This window comes from Elusimicrobium sp. (assembly GCA_015062115.1).
In the GTDB taxonomy this organism is placed as follows: Bacteria; Elusimicrobiota; Elusimicrobia; order Elusimicrobiales; family Elusimicrobiaceae; genus Avelusimicrobium.
On the sequence record SUVG01000002.1, the window covers coordinates 77,045 to 98,573 of the forward strand.

Consider the following 21,529-nt stretch of genomic DNA (forward strand, 5'->3'; position numbering starts at 1 on the left):
TGTTTTTTTCTGCAATACTCGAAGGAAGAGGGCAAGAAGAAAAGAGTTTCAAAATTAGCAGTCTTGAAAAGGGGTTGACAAGAATAACAGAATTGCATATAATTTTAGCAGAGGGTTTTTTAGAGTGCTAAAATAAAAAGCCTTTTTTCGAAGAAATACGGGACAAAAATTATGAGAATCCTAAAACCGGAAGTCGCCAAAGCGCGTAAAGAAAAAATTTTGAGGTGGGTGGTTCAGCAGTTTGTGGAAACCCGCCGTCCTGTCGGCTCGCAAATGATTGCCACCTCTGCCCTGCAAGATGTATCCAGTGCTACGGTGCGCAATATCATGAAGGAACTGGAAGAAGAAGGCTACCTCTATCAACCGCATACTTCCGGCGGACGTATCCCTACGGATAAAGCCTACCGCTATTATGTAGATTATTTGGCCAATGTACAAAAAATGGCCGCGCAAGAACGCCAACGCATTGAAGAACAATATGATGCCCGCGTAAACGAAGTGGATAATATGCTGGTGCAAACTTCGCGTTTGTTGGCCATGCTTTCCGGCGCGGCGGGGTTTGTCTATACCTCTAATGTACAGGAACAACGGGTGCAACGGCTTGATTTTATTCCGTTGGCTCCCGGCATGATTTTGGCTATTTTGGTTACCGAGTCCGGCGCGGTGCGCCATTGGCCCGTACGCACCGGGTATGTGATAGAGCCCTCCCGCTTGCGCATTTTAAGCCGTTTTATTAACGAAGAGATTACCGGCCTTACTTTGGCCGAAGCGCGCCGTATTTTGTGGGCTCATGTTCACTCCGGCCACCAAGAACTGGCCGGCGTGGCGGACTTGGCTACCCAAGTATTAAAAGATATGGAGCGTCCGCAAGGTGATAACGAACTGTATGTGGAAGGGCTCGGCCGTCTGTTGGAAAACACCACGGAAGAAGATTACGAAGATTTGAAGCAAATGATGCGTGTGGTAGAAGAACGCGACCGTTTTTCTTCGATGTTAAGCGAAAAAATGACGGATATGGAACGGTCTAATAAAAGGCTCAATGTCAGCATCGGCAGTGAAAACGAACTGAAAGAACTTAAAAACTTAAGCATCGTTTCTACTGCATGCCGAGTGGGGGATAAAACGGTAGGGATGATTGGTATTATCGGCCCGAAACACATGGAATACACAAGGGTAATGTCGTTAGTCAATTTTATCGGCAGTCTGCTTGAAACTTCCATGCAAAATTGGACGGCCCTGCCTTTGGGGGACGAAGAAGATTATGAGTAAGAAACATCAACATAAACCGGCGGAACAAGCCGCCGAAACGGAACTGGAACAGCAGGATTTACCGAAAGCGGAAGAACCGGAAGTAAAACCGGAAGAAGTGCCTGCTGAAGAAAAAAAGCCCGATTATTACGACCAGTTGCTCCGTTTAAGTGCGGATTTTGACAATTACCGCAAACGCACCGAACGCGAAAAGGCATCTTTTTTGGCCTATGGCAAAAAACAACTGGCCGAAAAACTGTTGCCTTCTTATGAAGTTCTTTTGCGCCAACAGGAATTGTTGGAGAAAAAAGACGCCGAAGGCACTTGCGCCGAAGAATTGAAAAATTTTCAAGCGGGCTTTCGCATGATCGTTACGGAAATGGAAAAAGCCTTCAAATCCGAAGGGATTGAACGCATGGACGTGCTCAATAAACCGTACGATCCCGATACACAGGAAGTAATGGCCATGGTGCCTGCTTCTGCCGAACAAGACGGTCTGGTTTTGCAAGAAGTGCAAATGGGTTTCTTGTTGGACGGCAAAGTGTTGCGCCCGGCACGCGTGCTGGTGGGGCAACATACGGAAGGGTAATACCCTTTCTACAATTTAGGTGGGGTAAACCGAGATTTAACTTAAAGGAGAAAAAAGTATGGCTAAAATTATTGGTATTGACTTAGGAACTTCTAACACGGCTGCCGCCGTTATGGAAGGCGGTAGAGGAACGATTATTCCCTCTGCCGAAGGAAGTTCTATCGGCGGAAAAGCTTTTCCGTCTTATGTTGCGTTTACGAAAGACGGGCAACGCCTCGTAGGGGAACCGGCTCGCCGTCAGGCCATCGCCAACCCCGAAGGCACTGTAACCGCCTTCAAACGCAAAATGGGGGAAAACTACAAATTTAACTTGCGCGGTCAGGAATTTACGCCTCAACAACTTTCCGCGTTTGTCTTGCAAAAAGTAAAAAAAGACGCCGAAGCCTTTTTGGGCGAAACGGTAGAAAAAGCCGTTATCACGGTGCCTGCTTATTTTAACGATAACCAACGCCAGGCCACCAAAGATGCCGGCCGCATCGCCGGGCTCGAAGTGGTGCGCTTGGTAAACGAACCGACCGCCGCCGCGTTGGCCTTCGGTATCGACAAAGCCGGTAAAGAACAAAAAGTTCTCGTTTTCGACTTGGGTGGCGGTACTTTGGACGTAACCATCATGGAAATGGGAAAAGAAGGTACCTTTGATGTGCTTTCCACCTCCGGGGATACGCAACTGGGCGGTACGGATATGGACAATGCCATCATTTCTTGGATGATTGACGAATTCCGCAAACAAACCGGTATCGATTTGACCAACGACAAACAAGCCGCTCAACGCTTGAAAGACGCCGCCGAAAAGGCCAAAATCGAACTTTCCACCACCATGGAAACCGATATTAACTTGCCTTACCTTTCCGTAGGGGAAGACGGCCCGAAACACTTGGAACTTCGTTTGTCTCGTGCCAAATTGGAAAACTTGGTGGACGACATTGTTAAACGCTGCGGTAAATCGGTCAATCAAGCCTTGTCCGATGCTTCCTTAAGCGCTTCCCAAATCGACCGCATCATCTTGGTCGGCGGCCCTACCCGCATGCCGATTGTGCAAAAATATGTGGAAGATTTGGTCGGTAAAAAAATTGAACGCGGTATTGACCCGATGGAATGCGTGTCTATCGGTGCGGCCGTACAAGCCGGTATTTTGACCGGGGAAGTGAAAGATGTGCTTCTGTTGGACGTAACCCCGCTTTCCTTAGGTTTGGAAACCTTGGGCGGCGTGTGCACTCGCCTGATTGAACGCAACACCACGATTCCGGTGCGCAAAACGCAAGTATTTTCTACCGCTTCGGACAACCAACCCGCGGTAACCATCAATGTCTTGCAAGGGGAACGCCCCATGGCTAAAGACAATGTGCCGCTCGGTAAATTTGACTTGGACGGTATCCCGCCGGCTCCGCGCGGTGTGCCGCAAATTGAAGTAACGTTTGATATTGATGCCAACGGTATCTTAAATGTTTCCGCTAAAGACTTGGGCACCAATAAAGAACAACATATCACCATTACTTCTTCCAACAAACTCAGCGATGCCGAAGTAGATAAATTCGTCAAAGAAGCCGAAAAGTTTGCCGAAGAAGATAAAAAACAAAAAGAAATCATTGAAGCCAAAAACCAAGGCGACAGCGTGCTTTTCCAAACGGAAAAAGCCCTCAAAGAATACGGCGATAAAGTATCCCAAGAGGAACGCGGTAAAATCGACCAAGCCCTTAACGACTTGCGCGATGCTTTGAAAACCGACGATGCCGCCAAAATCAAATCCGCCACCGATGCGGCTTTGCAAGCCAGCCAAAAATTAGGCGAAGCCATGTACAAAGCCCAACAAGGTGCCGCCGGTGCGGCCGGGGCCCAACCGGGTGCCGATGCTGCCCAAGCCGGTGCGGCCAATAACGGCGGTAAAGATGATGTGGTAGAAGCCGAAGTGGTTGATAAATAAGTTCTTACCCGCACTTATAAAAAGAGCAGAGACTGGTTTGTTTCTGCTCTTTTTTGTTGGGTATCTTCCGCGTTTTCTCTTAAAAAAGTAAAATATAAATATGCCCCAATATTTAGCAGATATCAAAGAAACCGAATTTTTCTTAATGGACGAAGAAGCCCACCACGCCACCAGCGTTGCCCGCCGCAAAGAAGGGGACGAAATCCGCGTGTTTGACGGTAAAGGCCGTCAATACATGGGCCGAATAGACCGCGTCCAAAAGAAATTCGTACGCGGTACTTTGCTTGCCCCGTGCGAAGTGCGCCGTGTGCCGCTTTCGTTAGAACTTTGTTTTGCTCCCAATTCCCGCGTAGGGTTGGAGGAAGTGCTTGATAAGGGCACCCAACTCGGGGTTTCTTTCTTCCGCCCGATTATCACGGAAAGAAGCGAATATGATGTGCTGAAAAAATGGGACGGGAAAAACGACCGCTGGCATCAAATTATGATTTCTGCCTGTAAACAATGCAACACTCCTTTTGTGCCGCAGATTTTGCCTCCTGCTAAATTTACGCAGGTATTGGCTGAACAAAAACCTTCTTTAATTACTTACGAAGCCGAACAAACCCATACGCTTGCTTGGGGTATGGAACAACTCGGCAACCCGCAAGCCGTGCGTGTATTTGTGGGGCCTGCCGGCGGTTGGACGGAAGAAGAAATCTCTTTGGCGGCAGAATACCGCATTTTGCCCGTTACTTTGGGTGTAAACATTTTGCGTGCCGAAACGGCCTGTATTGCCGCAGCGGCTAAACTTTTATAATGACTACTTTTTTTATTAAAACTTTCGGTTGTCGCGTTAACCAAGTGGAAAGCCAAGCCATTTTGGAACAGTTTTTGCGTTCGGGTATGGCAGTGGCCGATTCCTTTGAAACGGCTGATATTTGTGTGCTAAACACTTGTACCGTTACGCATCAAGCCGATAAAGATGTGGAAAAGCAAATCCGTCAAATTTTGCGCCGCAACCCGAAGGCGCGTTTGGTACTTACGGGTTGTTATGCTGCGGCACATAGCCGGTCGGTAAAGGAAAAATTCCCCCAAGCCGAAATTGTTGGTAAGTACGATTTGGGCAAAGCCCTGTTTAATACCGAAGATGTATGCTGGACGGTTTCCGGCCATGAAGGGCACAGCCGTGCTTTTATCAAAATACAAGACGGGTGTGATTGTTTCTGTTCGTATTGTATTGTTCCGTTTGCGCGGAACATAAAACGATCCAAACCGTTGCAAGATGTATTGAGCGAGATTAAAACCTTGGAAGAAAAAGGTTTTGCGGAAGTTGTGCTGACGGGCATTAACATCGGCAATTATCTTTGTCCCCAAAGCGGTGCGGATTTGGCCGCCCTTTGCGAAGAAATTGCCCGTTTGCCCGGAAATTTCAGGATTCGTTTTTCCTCTATTGAACTTCAAACGGTAACCGAGGGTGTCGTGCGCGCGATGGCCGCTTATCCGCATCGTTTTTGCAATTACTTCCATTTGCCTTTACAAGCCGGGTGCGACAAAGTACTGCGGGATATGAACCGCCACTATGATACAAAAGCCTATCGGGCCCGCGTGGAAGATTTACGCGCCCGGGTACCTCATATAGGCATTTTTGCCGATGTGATAGCGGGCTATCCCACGGAAACGGAAGCCGATTTCGAAGAAACTTATTCTTTTATCGAAGAAAATTGTTTGGCGGGGTTGCATGTGTTTAGTTATTCTCCGCGGCCCGGTACCAAAGCGGCTCTTTTACCGCAACTTCCCTTGCAGGAAATCAAACGCCGTGCCGAACGCTTGCGCGACTTGGATAAAAAACTGCGCGCGCGGTTTGCCGCCTCTCTTGTAGGAACGGAACAAACAGTGTTTATGGAAGAACGCAAGGACGGTTTGCCTCACGGTATTAGTGGCAACTTTCAGCAAGTGGTGTTGGAAGGGGAAAATATCCCTACCCGCGGCTTGGTGCGGGTTCGCATCACCCGTGCGGAAGGGCCGTTGTGTTTCGCGGAAGTTTTATAGATTAGAATATCACATCAAAAACGGACGAGCCAAAACTCGTCCGTTTTTATTTTTTATGGGTTTTGTTATTTTGTAAAACTGGCCCCGGCCATATCAAACGCGTCTTTTAGATTCATCGGTTCCGGGCCGGCATTTACCACGCGGCTAATAAATAATTCGTGGTTGGAGATGGAGTGAATTATTTCGTCCAACAAAAGCCCTCTGTCGGCTTCGCGTTCTACGGCATCAATCACGGTTTGCGCATTTTTGGGAGCCAAGATATTTTCAACTCCGCAATGCAACATTTTTACTGCGCTGGCTTCCTCGTAGCGAACCCTGCCCTTGAAAAGAGGAAAACTGATTACGCACCCTTTATAGTTAAGGCGTTTTTTCAAAAGGCCCTTAATCATTTTGTCCGACAGCATGGCCTGGCTATCATTATCAATGTTGGGGAAAATCATATCCGAAGGCATAATGGCATCGGCCCGGCGGAAAATGTGTTTGTAGGGTACAAATTCCGCATCTTCCATTTGCGCCAAAGTTTTCAGTACACCCGAAACTCCCGGGAAATACTTGATGCAGTTAAGCGCGCCGCCGTTGGATAACCCGGCGATAAAATCACCGGCCAAATGCGTAACAGTTAACGGGACATCGCTAAAAGCGGGGGAGGAATAGCCCAAGTCAATCACGGGAGCCAACACCCAATCGAGCCCTGCCGCGCGGGCCATACGGGCAATTAAATTGCCTTTTTTGTAGGCCGCGTCTTGCGGGCTGGGAAAGGAAGAAAGAGAGTTATTAAGCGGCAGGGAAGGCGCATCGGTAATAATTTCGCTTAAATCTTCCGCGATATCGGCGCAGAACAATAATTCATCGTAAGGGGATATTTCGCTCATGCGGCGGGTAAAGTCGAGCGTTTCTTGGGCTGTTCCGCCATAAACGCAAAAACCGCCTACGCCGCGACGGGCTAAATCTTCGGCTTCTTGCAAACTGCTTTCGCCAAACCAAAAACCGGGAAAAACAATACGCGCTGGTTTCATTTTTTTCTCCTGGAAAATGCGCTATAAATTTTCAAGTACGGACGGAAAGAGAGATTCTTCCGTGTCGGAAGGGGCAACCATAACCCCTTCGGTTTCCGTCATTTCGGCGGAAGCATCTTCCGTTTCGTCCGGAAGGAGTTCCGGCTTTTGCGGAGTTTTCAGCCATTGCAAAAGAGACGGAATTAAATACTTATCCAACATTTCATGAGAAGTTAAATCGTAGGCGGTCAAAAAGGTAACTTTGCCTTCGCCTGCCGTTAAAAAAGCCACATTGCGAAGCACGCTGGCTTCCAAAAACATTTTTTTATCCGCGGCCCCGGCGGCGATTAAAGTGTTGCCCTTATAAAGCCGCATGGCAGGAATAGAAAGTACCGCGCGGTTGTTGGTAGTGGGGCTGATGAGGGCCAGTAGCGCAGTGTCGGGCCAAAAGGTCATGCTTTTGGCAGCCACATTGGCACCTAACCCCGCGCCTAACACAACAATGCTTGCGGCCGGAACTCTTTTTTTGTCTAAAAAGGAAAGTGCCGCGTCCACATCGCGGGTCATTTTGTTAAATTGGTTATCCACCCCTTCGCGGGCGAATTTGCGGTAATCTTCTTTATTGGTGCTTTGCCCGTGGCCTCTTAAGTCTAAAGCCAAATAGCCAAAGCCTTCTTTGGCAAGGGCGTTCTTAAAAGTGGAAAATTGTTCTTTATTTTTACCTAAATCGTGCAATAACACGACGGTACGGTTGTTTTCTTGTGCGGGAGAATAGAGGGCGGATAGTATCCATCCGTCCTGCGTGGAAAGGGAAATAACTTCTTCCGCGCCGAAAAGCGGAAGAGAGGCAAAAAATGCCAAGCAAAACGGCGCGGAAAATTTAAGCAAACGGTTGAACATCTAGCAGTCCAACACCTCTTCGGGTCTAAACCAAAGTGCAATTTCTTTTTCGGCATCTTCCGGAGAACCGGAGGCGTGCACGCAGTTTTGCATTACATCGCCGATAAAGCGGCCGAAACTGCCGCGGATTGTCCACGGAGCGGCTTTTTCCGGGTTGGTGCTGCCGATTTCCTGACGGATTTTGGCAATGGCGTTTTCGCCTTGGAACACGAAGGCATAAATTTTATGGTTCGGCACATTGTTGAATTCACCCATCATGTATTGGATAACTTCATCTAAGAAGGGTTTGCCTTCTAAGTTTTTGTAATGGGCGCGCGCCAACTCTTCGGTAAGCGAAACTACCTTGGCCCCGGTCATTTGCAGGCCGAGGTGATCTAAACGGTCTAAAATAAGACCGCTGATGCGTTTTTCAATAGCATCAGGTTTAATAAGAACAAGGGTTCTTTCTATATATCTCATAAAAACATTATACCAATATAGCAGAGCGTGTCAAACTCATTTTCGTACGCGAAGGAATTTTCGTGTGCCTTTGCGTGTATTTAAGTATAATAAAAAGTAACGAATTGTTTTGTTGTATAGATAAACATATCCTGTTCGGCTTAGCGAAAGGAGAAGGAAAATGGACACAACTGCACCTGTTTCCAAAAATATTCTTATTGTAGCGGGCGATGTATCCGGCGATTTGCACGCGGCCGGGTTGATTCGGGCATTGAAGGAAACCGAGCCCGGAGTTTGTATTACTTCCGTCGGCGGACGCTTGATGAAGGAAGTGAGTGACCGTTTCCTTTTCGATTTAGCCGCGCAAGGTGCTACCGGGTTTGTGGAGCCCATTAAAAAAATGCCGTTGTGGATTCGTCTTCGCAACGAGTTGCGCGATTATATGGAAACCCAACATCCCGTTGCGCTTATTGTGGTAGATTTTTATGGGTTTAATCATCAAGTGCTGAAACTGGCCAAGGAGCGTTGTATTCCGGCCTATTATTATGTCACTCCCCAAGTGTGGGCCAGCCGTCAGTACCGTGCCAAAAAATTGGCCGCTCTTACCGAAAAGATGTATGTTATCTATCCTTTTGAACCCGAATTTCACCAAAAACGCGGTGGAAATGCCGTATTTTTAGGAAATCCCCTTCTTGATATTATGCCCGCGCCGCTTTCCAAATCATATGAAGTGGCAGACCCCAAAAACCACGCGTGGAAATTGGGGCTTTTGCCCGGGAGCCGTATGGGGGAAATCAGCCGGTTGGTTCCTGTATTTTACGAAGCATTCAAAGAAACCGTGCAAAAGTTTCCCAATACACAGGCTTATATGTTTTTACTGCCTAATGCAGATGAACGGGTCTTTTTAGATTTACTGGGAGAAGAGCCTCACCTGAATTTTCATTTTATAAAAGATAAAAATTACGAACTGCGCAGCCAAATGGACTTTTTGTTAGCCTGTTCCGGCACGGCCACCTTGGAAAATGCCCTCTTGGGTGTTCCCATGGCAGTGGCTTACAAAATGTTCTGGCCCACTTACCAAATTGCCAAAATGGTGATTAAAGTGCCGTATATTTCGCTGGTAAACATTTTGGCGGGGAATAAGCCCGTGGTAAAGGAACTTATCCAACACCAAGCCAATGCCCAAGCCTTGGCGGCCGAAGTGCAGGATATGTTCGAACACCCGCAAAAACTCAAAGCCATGCACGAGGAATTATTGAAATTGCGTGCTTCTTTGGGCGAGCCGGGGGTGGCAAAACGCGCTGCGACGGATATTTTGCAAGATTTAGCACACAGGTAAAAATTTATGTCTTCCGCACCGGACTTGCAGACCTTGCTGCAAAAATTCAAGGAATACAACCCCAATCAGGATACTTCCCTGATTGAAAAGGCCTATCATTTTGCCGAAAAAGCCCACGCCGACCAAAAACGCGAGAGCGGCGAACCGTATTTTATGCATTGCCGAAATGTGGCCAGTATTCTTATGGAGTTTAACCTGGACGCCGACACTGTTTGCGCCGGGTTGTTGCACGATACGGTGGAAGACACCTCCGTTTCTTTGGAAGACATTAAGCGGGAATTTAACAAACAGATTGCCCACATGGTGCAGGGGGTTACCAAAATCAGCGATTTGAAATTTTCCTCTACTGACGAAGAAACCGTAGAGAATTGGCGCAAAATGTTAATTGCCGTGGCGGAAGATGTGCGCGTGATTCTAATTAAATTGGCCGACCGTACCCATAATATGCGTACCATGGATGTTATGCCTCCCGAAAAACAGAAATTTAAGGCCTACGAAACCATTTCCCTCTATGCGCCGCTTGCGCAACGCTTGGGAATGTTTACGATTAAAACCGATTTGGAAGACCTTTCCTTCAAATATCTCCACCCGCAGGAATACACCTTGCTGAAGGAAGAAGTGGAAGCCCGCACGGCTGACCGTCAAGCGGCTTTGGAAAATTTCAAAAAACATTTAGAGCCTGCTTTGCAAAACGAAAAAATGGAATACCGCATTTTGGCACGTGCCAAAAACTATTATTCCATTTATCGTAAAATGCAAAAACATAATTGTTCTTTTATGGAAATTCAGGACTCTCTGGGTGTGCGTATTATCACCAAGACCTTACAAGACTGTTACAAGGCCTTGGGTATCGTACACAGTGTATTCAAGCCTCTTGCCGGCACATTTACCGATTATATTGCGACGCCAAAGGCCAATATGTACCAAAGTATCCACACTACGGTGCTGGCCCCTACGGGAGATATTATCGAAATTCAAATTCGCACGGAAGAAATGCACCGCACCTGCGAATACGGTATCGCCGCGCACTGGCGTTACAAATTAGGGGCTACCAAGCAAGATAAAAACTTTGACGAAAAAATTAACTGGATCCGCCGTTGGATTGAGTGGCAACAAGATTTAACCGCCCCGCGCGAATTTTTGGAAGGGTTCAAAACCGATGTGAACCTGCAACAAATTTTTGTGTTTACGCCTCGTGCTGATGTAAAATCTCTGCCGGAAGGTTCTACCCCTATTGATTTTGCCTATGCTATTCATACGGATATCGGTGACCATTATGTGGGAGCCAAAGTGAACAACCGCATGGTGCGCATGGACTACACTTTCAAAACGGGCGATGTGTGCGAAATTATCACCCGCAAAAACGGAGAACCCAAACGCGATTGGCTGGAATTTGCCCGCACGGCAGGCGCCCGTAGCCATATCAAACGCTATCTGCGCGGAAAAGGAGTGGAACTGTGAGCCCGAAGATTTGTCCCCGATGTTTTTTGCCTTATGAAGAAACGGATAATTTTTGTCGCCGTTGCGGTAAAAGTTTGAAACCGGGCAGCGGGTTTCTCTGCTCCCATACGGGCATCATTTTGCTTACGCTGGTGTTGGGGCCGTTTGCCTTGCCGGTAGTATGGAGTTCTAAACTGATAGGAACTGTAGCCAAGTGGATTTACACAATTGTGCTGGTACTGATTGGCATTTATTTGATTCAGGCTTGTGTGGCGGCCTTTGAGTTGGTGCAGGATGTTTCCCGTAGTTTGGTTTCCCCGACCTTCTAATTTTTGCTATCCTCTATCCCTTCATATTTAGTACAATATAGAGTACCTTTTTCAAATAAATTAAGGAGAAAGAAATGACAGACACTGAAGTAAAGCATAATGTGACCAAAAACGGCCACCCGAAAGGGCTGTATATGCTGTTTATGGTCGAAATGTGGGAACGCTTTAACTACTATGGTATGAGAGCACTTCTTGTCTATTTTATGACGAGTGCTGTGATTGGTTTTAGCGATCCTGTGGCCTTTAAAATCTATGGTTGGTTTACGGCTTTGGTATATCTTACCCCGGTTCTCGGCGGTTGGATTGCGGATAACTATATCGGGAAACGTCACTCTATTACGATTGGTGCTATCTTGATGGCGTTAGGCCAATTCGTCCTTGCCTCCTATGGGTTTGTTCCGGCTCGTGTAGCCTTGTTTGCCGGTCTTGTACTTATCATTTTGGGGAACGGTTTTTTCAAACCGAACATTTCTTCTATTGTAGGGGAACTCTACGAACCTAATGATTCCCGCAGAGATGCCGGTTTTACCATTTTCTACATGGGTATTAACGTAGGTGCGTTTATCGCTCCCTTTATTACCGGTTATGTAGGTGAAGTAACGGCTACTTCTCCCGCCTGGGTACAATGGCGCTGGGGTTTTATGGCCGCCGGTATCGGTATGATTATCGGTCTTGTTTGGTACTTGGTTGAACAAAAACGCTTTTTGGGCGAAATCGGTTTGTATCCGGTTTCTAAACACAAAACCCAAGCCGCTATTGAAGAAGATAAGCCTTTGACCGCTGAAGATAAAGATAAGATTAAAGCCGTAGTAACCTTTACGTTTATTGCGATTTTCTTCTTTGCTTTCTTTGAACAAGCCGGTTCTTCTTTGAGCAGATTTGCCCAAACCTCCGTTTACTTGCCTACCTTCCAATTCCCTGCGTGGTTGGGTAACTTTGTTTTGGAAATCAAAGCCTCTTGGTTCCAATCTATTAACCCCATTTCCGTAGTAATTTTGGCTCCTTTGTTTGCCAAAATGTGGGTTAAATTGGGAAGCAAAGGCAAAGAACCGTCTATTCCCTTAAAATTCGCCATGGGTGTATTTTTAACGGGTTTTGGCTTCTTGGTTTTGGCCATCGGTTCTATGTTCTTGACCCCCGAACACCAAATCAGCATGATGTGGTTGGTCGCTCTTTATGTAATTCACACCTGCGGTGAGTTGTGCTTATCGCCGGTGGGGTTGTCCATGGTTACCAAATTGGCTCCTGCCAAACTTATGTCCATGTTAATGGGTGTATGGTTGGCTGCCTCTTTCTTCGGTAACTTGATGGGCGGCTACTTTGCCACCTTGTCTGCAGAGTTGAAATCTATGACGACCTTCTTTGCCATCCCTGCCTGCATTTTGATGGTATTTGGGTTGTTGGTATGGTTGTTCTCGGGCAAAATCAAAAAATGGATGCATGGCGTTCAATAATTTTTACCTGAGCAATAAAAAAACCCCGAGGGTTATCCTCGGGGTTTTTTGTTAGAAGTTTTTATTCTTCGTCTTTTTTGAATTTAGCGGTAAATTCATCTTTTCTTTTGTTAAATTCTTTTACCACTTTATCTTTGCCTTCAGCTAATTTTTCTTTGGCTTCTTCGGTGCGTTCCGCCAGTTCGCGGCGCACATCGGCAGCGTGTTTTTTCACTTTTTCTTTTAATTCACCCGCGTGTTCCAAAAGATATTCTTTTTGGTCTTCGTAGGTTTCATCGGCCCAACGTTTAAGTTTGCGGCGGGTCGTTTCGCCTTTGGCGGGAGCAAAAAGCACCCCCACGGCAAGCCCTGCTACGGCTCCCAATAAAAACGCGGCCAAGCCTTTTCCGGCACAATCACATTTATGACACATATTTACCCCTCCTTTTGCTTTGCTATAATGTATATATATTGTACAACAAATGGCGGAAATAAATTCCTCCTATGTATAGTATAATGGCAAAGTGTTTTTTTGCCACAGTTTGTTTTGAATTAGTTTAAGAGGAGACCTATATGCCTAATCCGTCCGCTCCGCGCCAAAACGGGAAACAGTTAGACCCGCAAGTGCGCAAAAGAAATTTTGATGAAGTGGCCCAAATCTTTACCAAAGAAGAAGCCATGGCCGAAGCCGACCGCTGTTTGAATTGTAAAAATGCCCGTTGTCAGGCCAATTGCCCCGTAGGAGTGCAGATTCCGGCCTTTATTGCTTTGCTTAAGGAAGGCAAAGTGGGCGAAGCCGCCAGCAAAATTATGGAAACCAGTTTGCTTCCCGCTATCTGCGGTCGTGTGTGCCCGCAGGAAAAACACTGCGAAGGTAACTGCGTGTTAAAGGAACGCTTCGGTTCGGTAAATATCGGTATGTTGGAGCGCTATACGGCTGATACGGCCCGCAAAGAAGGTTTATTAAAAGCCCCTGTGTGCGGAGAATCTACCGGTAAAAAAGTAGCGTGTATCGGTTCCGGGCCTTCTTCTATTGCGGCGGCAGCGGAACTGGCCCGCGCCGGGCATGAAGTAACCGTTATTGAAGCCCTGCACGCCTTTGGCGGGGTGCTTCGCTACGGGATTCCGTCCTTCCGTTTACCGCGCGAAGTGATTGACCACGAAATCGAAACGGTTAAAGCAATGGGGGTAAAGTTCGTGACGGATGTTCTCGTCGGTGCGACAGAAACTATTGCCGATATGCTAAAAGAGTACGATGCCATTTATGTCGGTAGTGGCGCCGGTTTACCTACTTTAACGGGAATCCCCGGCGAAAACGCCGTAGGGGTATACAGTGCCAACGAATTTTTAACGCGTGTAAACTTGATGCAAGCCTATAAATTCCCGGAAACGGATACTCCGATTCACATTGGTAAACGCGTAGCCGTATTGGGCGGCGGGAACAGTGCCATGGACGCGGCCCGTTGCGCCATGCGTTTAGGGCCCGATAGCGTAACCGTAGCCTACCGCAGAAGCGAAGCGGAAATGCCTGCTCGCGTAGCGGAAGTGGAGCACGCCAAAGAAGAAGGAGTAGCATTTGAATTTTTAGTAACACCCAAAGAAGTAGTGGTAGATGAAAACGGCCATGTAGCGGGCTTGAAATGCACCCGCAACGAATTGGGCGCACCCGATGAAAAAGGCCGCCGCCGTCCGGTGGAAATTCCCGGGTCGGAATTTGTACTTCCGGTGGATACCATCATTGTAGCCATCGGGCAAAAACCCAACCCGATTATTGCCAAAACCACCCCGGAACTTAAAACGACCGAAAGAGGCGTTTTGGCCTTGGACGAAGAAGGCAAAACCACTATGCCGGGTGTATATGCCGGCGGAGATATTATCCGCGGCGGTGCTACCGTACTGCTTGCCATGAAAGACGGCATTGAAGCCGCCGGGCGCATTAACCAGTATTTGAAAGAGGGAAAATAGTATGGAAGAAAATACCATTTTAGTCAAAGAGAATTTAAGCGATACCGTTGTAAAGTTTGTTATTTACAAACCCTTGATTGCCAAATCTGCCAAAGCCGGGCAATTTGTCATTTTGCGTGGCCGTGAAGGGGGGGAAAGAGTCCCTGTTACCTTGGTAGATTGGGATAGTGAAAAAGGCACGATTACGGTTATTATCCAGGCCATCGGGAAATCTACATCTATGTTTAATTCCTTGGAACAAGGGGAAAAATTTCTAAATGTGGCCGGCCCGTTGGGGACTCCCGTAGAAATTAAAAATTACGGTACGGTAGCTGTGGTGGGCGGCGGTGTAGGTATTGCCGAAGTGTACCCGATTGCTCGCGCGTTCAAAGAAGCGGGGAATCGTGTAATTGCCGTTTTGGGTGCCCGCACAAAAGATTTGCTTATTCTGGAGCCAGAAATGTCTGCCTTGTGCGATAAAACCGTCAGCACGACCGACGACGGCTCTTTCGGCATGAAAGGTTTGGTAACGGACGCTATACAAAAACTTCATGACGAGGGAGAAAAAATAGCGGCCGGTTTCATCATCGGGCCGATTCCTATGATGAAGTTTTCTTCCCGCTTAATGGATAAACTGGGCATGGAGCCTTTTTCCAGTCTGAACCCCATTATGTTGGACGGAACCGGTATGTGTGGTTGTTGCCGTGTGACGGTGGAAGGCAAGGTTCGCTTTGCTTGTGTGGAAGGGCCGATGTTTCCTTCCAAAACCATTGATTTTGACGAGTTGATCCGCCGCACGAGTGAATACAAACCGCAAGAACAGGAAAGTTTGCTTTTGCATGAAAAAGACCATGTCTGCAAATGCGGACTTCACTGATAGACAGTTTGAATTAAAAAACCCCGGGAATACCCCGGGATTTTTTATGTAAAGTTGCCCACAAAAAAGGCCCGTTTGAACGGGCCTTTTCAGTTGAATCTTAAACTAGTAGGCTTGCGTGTTGCCGTCCGATTCGCTGGGCGGGAGAAGTTCGTCGTTGCGTTGTTGTTTCAGGTTGACGGCTTCCAACGCAGCATTTAATTCCTCAAAGAGAGCCAATACTTGGACTTGTTTATCCTCATTGGTGCCTTCTCCGTTTACAACGGCCGTTGCTTTTTGTACGAAGGTTGCGGCGGCGGCTTTGGCTTCTTTCTTTAACAATTCACTCCAAGTAGCCACAATTTGTTCTACTTCCAACTCGATGCTGTTAATCTCAGCCAATGCGGCCTCTTCCCAATCGAGTACCGGCGCATCAGCCGCCGCAGGATCCTCTGCGTAAGCGCCATAACCCTGTTGATCAGCCGGAATAAGCCCGTTGAGATAGGTGTTAGAACGGTGGGAATATTCTTCCAATAAGGTGTTCCACTCGTTCATTTTATCTTCTTCGGATTTGGCAGATTTCATCAACGCATCGAATTTTTGGAAGTATTCTTCCCAAATTTTGCGTACTTCTTTTTCTCCGTTTTCCGGGTCGTACATGGCGGCTTGTGCGGCCCATTGTTCCACATAATCTTTATAGGTTTCTGCGTGGTTGTCTATGGCTATTCGGGAGGCTTGTTTATTCATTTCATCAATTTTGCCGTAATAGCGAGACATTACTTCATTAAGCGCATTTAATTTTTCTTCGTTGGTTTTAGAAGAAGTGTAAACAAAGTCGGCTTCTTGTTTGAAGTCTTTTTGCCATTTTTCTATTTGGGCCATAGCATCCGGCAAAGCCATAAACTGGAAGAAAAGTTGCATTTTAACTTCTTCCGAGGTGTTCTCTTGTACGGCCGCATAGAGAGATTGCGTGTACATGCCGTGCAATTCGTCTGTCCACTTACCAATGGCTTGATTCATCTGGTTGTATTTAGCGGTATCATCGACTTCGCTTTCATAGATGGCTTGCATTTCGGCTCTGTAGCCGTCTACCCACTTATCCGCCAAGGCGTTTCCGTTGGGCAGGCCCGCGAACTGCTGTTGTAAGAACTGGCGGAATTCCGGCCCGGTTTCGGTCATGGCGGCTTCGTAAGTTTGACGAATCACCTCTTTGTTCTTGGCTTCGTTTCCTTCTACGATAGCATTGTTAAGGCGCATGCGGTTAGCGGCCGATTCGTAGAGGGCTTTGTCTTTGTCGGACAGGAAGGACATATTCCCAATACCGATATTGGAAAGCCCGCGGCGCGCCAAGATGATCGGGGCTACGATAAAGTAGCCTTCGGAATTATCCTGCACGGCAGCAGCCACTTTGTTATAGAGTTCTAAGCCGTTGTCGGCAGCAGCATTATCGGCCGGTTCTTGCGGCTTAAAGAGGTCGCCGTATTTATTCAACTCGGCTTGGTGATCAGCCGTTTGTCTGTTTACGAGCCAATCTTTGAAACCAAGATGATAGGTGGCGGCATCTAAGGCTCTCCAAGCACCAAAGAAAAGCAAGTTGCCGGTGTAGCCGCGCCAGAACTGCGTGCTGGTAAGCAAGTTGCTGGCCAAGATATCTAACTGACCGGAAGTAGCCAAATGACCGGTTAATTGATAGGTATAGTTTTCTGTCCAGTTAGCGGCATTGAACCCCAAACCTTTATGGGCTTGTACAGGGTCAAAACCTTTGCCCCAACCGGCTTTAGGACTTGCACCTAAATCGCGCGTAATGGCTAAAGAAAAACCGTTTTCCGCTTGGGATAAACCAAATACACTTTCACCGACAGCTCCACCTTGGGCCATAAATTTGGCATCGTAAGCGGTGCGCTTAGCGGCATCACCCAAGACACTCCACGCTTCGTTAATTTTATAGATTAACGCTTTATCAGCCGGATTTTTATCCGGATGTAATGTTTTAACAAGGTTGCGGTAAGTTTGCTTTACTTCGCGCGCACTTGCCGTCGGTTTCACTCCAAGAACCTTGTAATAATCGGGCACGGCCGCTTCAATAGCTTTGAGTTCTTTGCCCATTTTCCCGAAAGTGGCGGCATCTACACGTACCCACCCGTCGGCCGTGTGTGCCCAATAGTTAAATTTCCCTTGGTTGAGACCTTTGTAAGTTGCAAAAAGGAGTTCATCTTCGTTTTGCAATTGGCGCACCGTGGCGTTAGTCAATCCCGTAGGAGTCCAAGAGGAAACCAGGTTAAATTCACTCCATTTAACAGGGTTCCCGGCTCCGTCCACTAAGTTGCGCGTAAAGAATTTCCAGTCATCGTAGTTTCGAATCCCTTTGCTCAGGCGCGGCATTGCGCTTTCTGCTACACGGGCCCCGGTATATTGAAGGCCCGGTACATGCGCACCGATTTCGATTTGGGTAATCGGGGCTTTGGGGCTTCTTAAAAATTGGAAGAACTTGCGGTTTTTAAGCACGCGCGTGGAGGTAACCACTTTCGTTGTCGTGGCAGTGGCACTTGCCACCTCGGAAGCTAACACCGGCAGATTACCGGGATTGGCTACTTTGGCTGCGTGCGTATAAACCAAGGTTTGCCCGGTTTTTCCCATATTGTGTACTACGTTTTGGTAGCGTACACTTTTCTTCAATTGAACAGCCGCAGCTTGTAACTTGCGTCCCTTTCGTGCAGTCTTGGCTGCTTTTGCCATAGGACCAAGTGCTAAAACGGTTCCTTTACTGGCGCGCCATGCTATACCAATAAGTTCCCCACCTACGTACCACAGCAAAGCTTCCCCTGCCAACCGGGCAAATAGTGCCATGTGTTCATCTTCCTTCTTTTTGCTGTTATAGCCGTTGTTTAAGTGCATCATATGCCAACGGCCATTAGAATCGCGACCTAAGCCACCATATGTAATGAGTTTTAATTTTCCATAGTAGTCTCGACATTCCGTCGTATTAGGCGCATTGGAGGGCAAAATACGAGGAACAGAAGTTCCCGAATTAAGCACGCGGATATTTCCGTTTGTATCGTAGGCAATATTGCTACAATTAGATTTTACCCCTTGTCTGAAACGGAGTTCGTCATTGGCAAAATAATTATAGATAGTAGCCAACTGATCGGAAAGTTCCTTCATCTGCTCAGAATCCAAACCGTAATCTTCAATAGATAGATAGTGAGTAGATTGCAACGGATAGAATAAATCTACCACGCGTGCCGCCAGCATGGCCTGCGTGTGAGGGTCTACCTGTGGAGTGTTACAGTAAAATACATTTGTCCCGGACAAATCTTCCGGGTTAAAGGTGGGGCATGTGTGTTGTTTTTCTACCAATTTCCCGACAGCTTCCAACGCAAAAATGCGCACCGGGATGGAATATTTTTTCGGGCTGCTCATGTCCACCAAAGAGTTTATTATTGCCCGTGTATTGATATCCTTGGAGTACTTTGCCGTCTGGTACATGCTCTGCATTACCTGGTAAAAAAGCGAAGAATAAGGTTGTTCAAATTTGGGATTGCGTTTAGAAGGGCCTTCATCAAACATATCCACGATACTCTTAGGATCTGCTTTTCCGGTAAACAAAAAGAACATAGTGGCATAATCAGCCGTTAAGAGCAAGAGCTGAAAATCGGTAGAGTCGGCTTTCGGGTTTTTGGCTTTGTAGTCTTTTATTTCCTGAAAGAAACGATTTTTCATCCCTTCATAAATATCTTTTTCTCTAATGTTTGTGATAAAATCGGCTCTGGCTTGTTTGGCCCAGGCTTCGTTCATGGCTTTTAATTTTGGGGCCATTTCAATATCGTAAACGGTATTTCTTTTCAACTTTGCTGCTGCTTCGTCATAGTTTTTAATCTGTATGGAAACCAAAAATTCCTTCAACGGGTCTTCTTCCCCGATTGCTTGGTAAAACTCATGAATTTTCCACAAAGCAATACGCAAGGACCCTCTCGCCATTACATCATTAACTGTAGAAGGGGTAGCCTTTTCCCCTTGGATATAATCTAATCGGTGCATCATGCGAAGTTGTACACGGGGGAGTAAATCCAAAAGGCCGGCTTTGGTTTCTTCGTCTAAAGAAGACGTGTCGAAAGCTTCTATAGAGTTCCCAAACACTTCTGTGGCATAGGCCGTGCTGAGATAATGCCCTTGGTCATAGATGTAGGGGTCAATCATATCGACCAATTGGTCTAAAGTAAAATCGGGAGATTTTATTTTTTGCAATACATCTTCGCCGTCCGGATAGCCGATACGGGCATAACCGGGGCGTTGGCGTTCAAAATTTTCTTTGGCGACTCCCTGTGTGTGCAATTCTTCCATGGCCGCGTAGATTTCTTCCATGGTTTCGGCTTCATCATATTTTTGAAGGGCCGCTTCCAATTGGTCTTCTTGTTCTTGGGCTTTGCGTTGGGCTTCCTCTGCTTGTTGTTGAAGGGTGGCCAACATGTCCGCTTGAGAAGGTTTAGCCGATGCGGCTTGCGCCCATACAGACGGGGAAGGAAGCAGGCAGTTCAGGGTAAAAACAGCCAACATGACGCGGCAAAAAATAGATTTCATAGAATCTCCTATTAAATAAAACAAAAGGGTATATTTCTATTATATCGTTTTTTCGTCTATTTTCCAGTCATAAAAGGCCTATTTTTACATAGAAAAAGGGCCCACGAAAAAAGTGGGCCCTTTTGGTGGTATTTTTTATTACAGTAATTTAGAGGCAAGATCCGCCAAGCGGCTGCGTTCCGTTTTGGTGAAAGTGATATGCCCGTAGGACTTTTGCCCTTTCAAACGATCCACCAAATAGGTAAGCCCGTTGGATTCCACATCCAAGTACGGCGTATCAATTTGGTAAGGATCCCCGGTTACCACCACTTTGGTTCCGTCTCCCGCACGGGTAAGAATCGTTTTCATTTCATGCGGAGTGAGGTTTTGTGCATCGTCCACAATCATGTATTGGCCGGGTAAACTTCTGCCGCGCATGTGCGTAACGGAAGCGATTTCGATTTTTCCGCTATCCAGCAGGTAATGGGCTTTTTCTTCGCCTTCGTCCGGGTTTTTCCGGTCGGCGAGGAAGGCCAAGTTATCGTAAATGGCGCCCATCCAGGCTTCCAATTTTTCTTCCTTCGTACCGGGCAGGAACCCTAAATCTTTCCCTACGGGTACAATGGAGCGGCACACCACCAAGCGGCGGTAGGCATTTTCGTCCATGGTGCGCTGCAAGCCGGTGGCCAGGGTGATTAAGGTCTTACCCGTACCGGCCGTGCCGACGAGGGTTACAATATCTAAACTGTCGTCCAGCAATAATTCCATGGCAAAGCGTTGTTCTTTGTTAAGCGGTTTGATGCCCCAAGCCATTGGTTCTTGCGAGGATAACGGGCGGAGCACACACTCGCCGTTATTGGATACACGCCCGATAGCCGATTTTTTACTGCCGTCATTGGTTTTGAGAATAATAAACTGGTTAGGAAAGAAAAGAGTAGGGTCCATGGCCAGTTGTTTATCGCGATAGAAGGCATCTATCTGTTCGGAGGAAACTTCCACTTCCGACACGCCGGTGTAAAGTTCGTCCACGTTTACTTTATCGGAAGTATAGTCTTGTGCAAAAAGCCCCAAAGCCTCGGCTTTTAGGCGCATGTTAATATCTTTGGTTACTACAAAAACAGGGGAAGCATTTTTTTTATAAGACCCTTCTTTTTTCCCCAAGGTATAGGCAATGTTGAGAATCGCGTTGTCTGCTTTGTTAAAAGCCATGGATTGCGGCAAGGCGGAAGGTTTATCCATTTCGATTTTTAAGGTTCCGCCCTTGGGCAACTTGACCCCTTCGTTCAGGCGCCCCAATTTGCGCATTTCGTCCAAGGCGCGGGAAACCATGCGGGCATTTTTACCGCGGGTGTCTCCTTCGCTCTTAAAAGCATCAAGTTCTTCGATGACAGCCATTGGAATAATAATGTCGTTATCCTCAAAGGCGTGTAGGCAGTTGACGTCGTGCAAAAGCACGTTCGTGTCCAGAATAAATGTTTTTTTCATAACGGCCTCTCTTTTTTATGTAGGGTC

17 protein-coding genes are annotated in these 21,529 nt (G+C 47.1%); 11 read left to right on the plus strand and 6 right to left on the minus strand.

Annotated elements, in window-relative coordinates:
• The first annotated feature begins 171 nt into the window (after positions 1-171).
• From hrcA to mtaB, 5 genes are all read left to right on the plus strand, one after another.
• Complete coding sequence (hrcA, locus tag E7027_01650; GenBank protein ID MBE6420838.1) at positions 172-1,269, plus strand: heat-inducible transcription repressor HrcA; 1,098 nt, start codon at positions 172-174, stop codon at positions 1,267-1,269.
• Positions 1,262-1,837, plus strand: a complete 576-nt coding sequence (locus tag E7027_01655; GenBank protein MBE6420839.1) for a nucleotide exchange factor GrpE — start codon at positions 1,262-1,264, stop codon at positions 1,835-1,837. Before hrcA ends, E7027_01655 begins: the two co-directional genes overlap by 8 nt.
• Before the next feature lie 58 nt (positions 1,838-1,895).
• Complete coding sequence (gene dnaK / locus E7027_01660; protein ID MBE6420840.1) at positions 1,896-3,758, plus strand: molecular chaperone DnaK; 1,863 nt, start codon at positions 1,896-1,898, stop codon at positions 3,756-3,758.
• A gap of 100 nt (positions 3,759-3,858) precedes the next feature.
• Positions 3,859-4,554, plus strand: a complete 696-nt coding sequence (locus E7027_01665) for a 16S rRNA (uracil(1498)-N(3))-methyltransferase (GenBank protein ID MBE6420841.1) — start codon at positions 3,859-3,861, stop codon at positions 4,552-4,554.
• The gene (mtaB, locus tag E7027_01670) at positions 4,554-5,786 is read left to right on the plus strand and encodes a tRNA (N(6)-L-threonylcarbamoyladenosine(37)-C(2))-methylthiotransferase MtaB (protein MBE6420842.1); all 1,233 of its coding nucleotides are present in this window, start codon (positions 4,554-4,556) and stop codon (positions 5,784-5,786) included. Before E7027_01665 ends, mtaB begins: the two co-directional genes overlap by 1 nt.
• A gap of 65 nt (positions 5,787-5,851) precedes the next feature.
• On the opposite strand, the gene E7027_01675 is transcribed toward mtaB, so the two are convergent.
• From E7027_01675 to E7027_01685, 3 genes are read right to left on the minus strand one after another with little or no spacing between them, the layout of a single operon-like run.
• Positions 5,852-6,802, minus strand: a complete 951-nt coding sequence (locus E7027_01675; protein ID MBE6420843.1) for a hypothetical protein — start codon at positions 6,800-6,802, stop codon at positions 5,852-5,854.
• A 21-nt stretch (positions 6,803-6,823) separates the two neighbouring features.
• Positions 6,824-7,681, minus strand: a complete 858-nt coding sequence (locus E7027_01680; GenBank protein ID MBE6420844.1) for an alpha/beta fold hydrolase — start codon at positions 7,679-7,681, stop codon at positions 6,824-6,826.
• Positions 7,682-8,140, minus strand: a complete 459-nt coding sequence (locus E7027_01685; protein MBE6420845.1) for a nucleoside-diphosphate kinase — start codon at positions 8,138-8,140, stop codon at positions 7,682-7,684.
• A gap of 160 nt (positions 8,141-8,300) precedes the next feature.
• On the opposite strand from E7027_01685, the gene lpxB reads away from it, so the two are divergent.
• The 4 genes from lpxB to E7027_01705 all read left to right on the plus strand — a co-directional run bounded on the left by lpxB (position 8,301) and on the right by E7027_01705 (position 12,681).
• A complete protein-coding gene (gene lpxB / locus E7027_01690) occupies positions 8,301-9,458 on the plus strand; it encodes a lipid-A-disaccharide synthase (GenBank protein MBE6420846.1) in 1,158 nt (385 codons plus the stop codon).
• 6 nt (positions 9,459-9,464) lie between these two features.
• Positions 9,465-10,919 (plus strand): bifunctional (p)ppGpp synthetase/guanosine-3',5'-bis(diphosphate) 3'-pyrophosphohydrolase, encoded by a 1,455-nt coding sequence (locus E7027_01695; GenBank protein ID MBE6420847.1) that lies wholly within the window; start codon positions 9,465-9,467, stop codon positions 10,917-10,919.
• Positions 10,916-11,227: a hypothetical protein gene (locus E7027_01700; GenBank protein MBE6420848.1), complete on the plus strand. Its 312-nt coding sequence runs from the start codon at positions 10,916-10,918 to the stop codon at positions 11,225-11,227. The genes E7027_01695 and E7027_01700 overlap by 4 nt, the downstream gene beginning before the upstream one ends.
• Before the next feature lie 74 nt (positions 11,228-11,301).
• Positions 11,302-12,681, plus strand: coding sequence for a peptide MFS transporter (locus E7027_01705; protein ID MBE6420849.1), 1,380 nt, complete (start codon positions 11,302-11,304; stop codon positions 12,679-12,681).
• A gap of 61 nt (positions 12,682-12,742) precedes the next feature.
• Here E7027_01705 and E7027_01710 read toward each other — a convergent pair whose 3' ends face one another.
• Positions 12,743-13,093 carry a YtxH domain-containing protein gene (locus E7027_01710; GenBank protein MBE6420850.1) on the minus strand — a complete coding sequence of 117 codons (351 nt, stop codon included), beginning with the start codon at positions 13,091-13,093 and terminating at the stop codon, positions 12,743-12,745.
• A gap of 140 nt (positions 13,094-13,233) precedes the next feature.
• Between E7027_01710 and gltA the strand changes: the two genes are divergently transcribed.
• Together gltA and E7027_01720 are read left to right on the plus strand one after the other, a co-directional pair.
• On the plus strand, positions 13,234-14,625 hold the full coding sequence (gltA, locus tag E7027_01715; protein MBE6420851.1) for an NADPH-dependent glutamate synthase: 1,392 nt from the start codon (positions 13,234-13,236) through the stop codon (positions 14,623-14,625).
• 1 nt (position 14,626) lies between these two features.
• Positions 14,627-15,481 carry a sulfide/dihydroorotate dehydrogenase-like FAD/NAD-binding protein gene (locus E7027_01720; protein MBE6420852.1) on the plus strand — a complete coding sequence of 285 codons (855 nt, stop codon included), beginning with the start codon at positions 14,627-14,629 and terminating at the stop codon, positions 15,479-15,481.
• 105 nt (positions 15,482-15,586) lie between these two features.
• Here the strand turns inward: E7027_01720 and E7027_01725 are convergent, their stop codons facing one another.
• Together E7027_01725 and E7027_01730 are read right to left on the minus strand one after the other, a co-directional pair.
• A complete protein-coding gene (locus tag E7027_01725; GenBank protein MBE6420853.1) occupies positions 15,587-20,038 on the minus strand; it encodes a hypothetical protein in 4,452 nt (1,483 codons plus the stop codon).
• Between the two features lie 138 nt (positions 20,039-20,176).
• The gene (locus E7027_01730) at positions 20,177-21,502 is read right to left on the minus strand and encodes a PhoH family protein (GenBank protein ID MBE6420854.1); all 1,326 of its coding nucleotides are present in this window, start codon (positions 21,500-21,502) and stop codon (positions 20,177-20,179) included.
• Between the last annotated feature and the right edge of the window lie 27 nt (positions 21,503-21,529).

Excerpts from the sequence above, each read along its gene's own strand:
- E7027_01675 (MBE6420843.1), bottom strand. The coding sequence starts at position 6,802 with ATGAAACCAGCGCGTATTGTTTTTCCCGGTTTTTGGTTTGGCGAAAGC.
- E7027_01725 (MBE6420853.1), bottom strand. The coding sequence starts at position 20,038 with ATGAAATCTATTTTTTGCCGCGTCATGTTGGCTGTTTTTACCCTGAAC.
- E7027_01705 (MBE6420849.1), top strand. The coding sequence starts at position 11,302 with ATGACAGACACTGAAGTAAAGCATAATGTGACCAAAAACGGCCACCCG.
- E7027_01655 (MBE6420839.1), top strand. The coding sequence starts at position 1,262 with ATGAGTAAGAAACATCAACATAAACCGGCGGAACAAGCCGCCGAAACG.
- mtaB (MBE6420842.1), top strand. The coding sequence starts at position 4,554 with ATGACTACTTTTTTTATTAAAACTTTCGGTTGTCGCGTTAACCAAGTG.
- dnaK (MBE6420840.1), top strand. The coding sequence starts at position 1,896 with ATGGCTAAAATTATTGGTATTGACTTAGGAACTTCTAACACGGCTGCC.
- E7027_01710 (MBE6420850.1), bottom strand. The coding sequence starts at position 13,093 with ATGTGTCATAAATGTGATTGTGCCGGAAAAGGCTTGGCCGCGTTTTTA.
- E7027_01720 (MBE6420852.1), top strand. The coding sequence starts at position 14,627 with ATGGAAGAAAATACCATTTTAGTCAAAGAGAATTTAAGCGATACCGTT.
- E7027_01680 (MBE6420844.1), bottom strand. The coding sequence starts at position 7,681 with ATGTTCAACCGTTTGCTTAAATTTTCCGCGCCGTTTTGCTTGGCATTT.
- hrcA (MBE6420838.1), top strand. The coding sequence starts at position 172 with ATGAGAATCCTAAAACCGGAAGTCGCCAAAGCGCGTAAAGAAAAAATT.
- lpxB (MBE6420846.1), top strand. The coding sequence starts at position 8,301 with ATGGACACAACTGCACCTGTTTCCAAAAATATTCTTATTGTAGCGGGC.
- E7027_01665 (MBE6420841.1), top strand. The coding sequence starts at position 3,859 with ATGCCCCAATATTTAGCAGATATCAAAGAAACCGAATTTTTCTTAATG.
- E7027_01685 (MBE6420845.1), bottom strand. The coding sequence starts at position 8,140 with ATGAGATATATAGAAAGAACCCTTGTTCTTATTAAACCTGATGCTATT.
- gltA (MBE6420851.1), top strand. The coding sequence starts at position 13,234 with ATGCCTAATCCGTCCGCTCCGCGCCAAAACGGGAAACAGTTAGACCCG.
- E7027_01730 (MBE6420854.1), bottom strand. The coding sequence starts at position 21,502 with ATGAAAAAAACATTTATTCTGGACACGAACGTGCTTTTGCACGACGTC.
- E7027_01695 (MBE6420847.1), top strand. The coding sequence starts at position 9,465 with ATGTCTTCCGCACCGGACTTGCAGACCTTGCTGCAAAAATTCAAGGAA.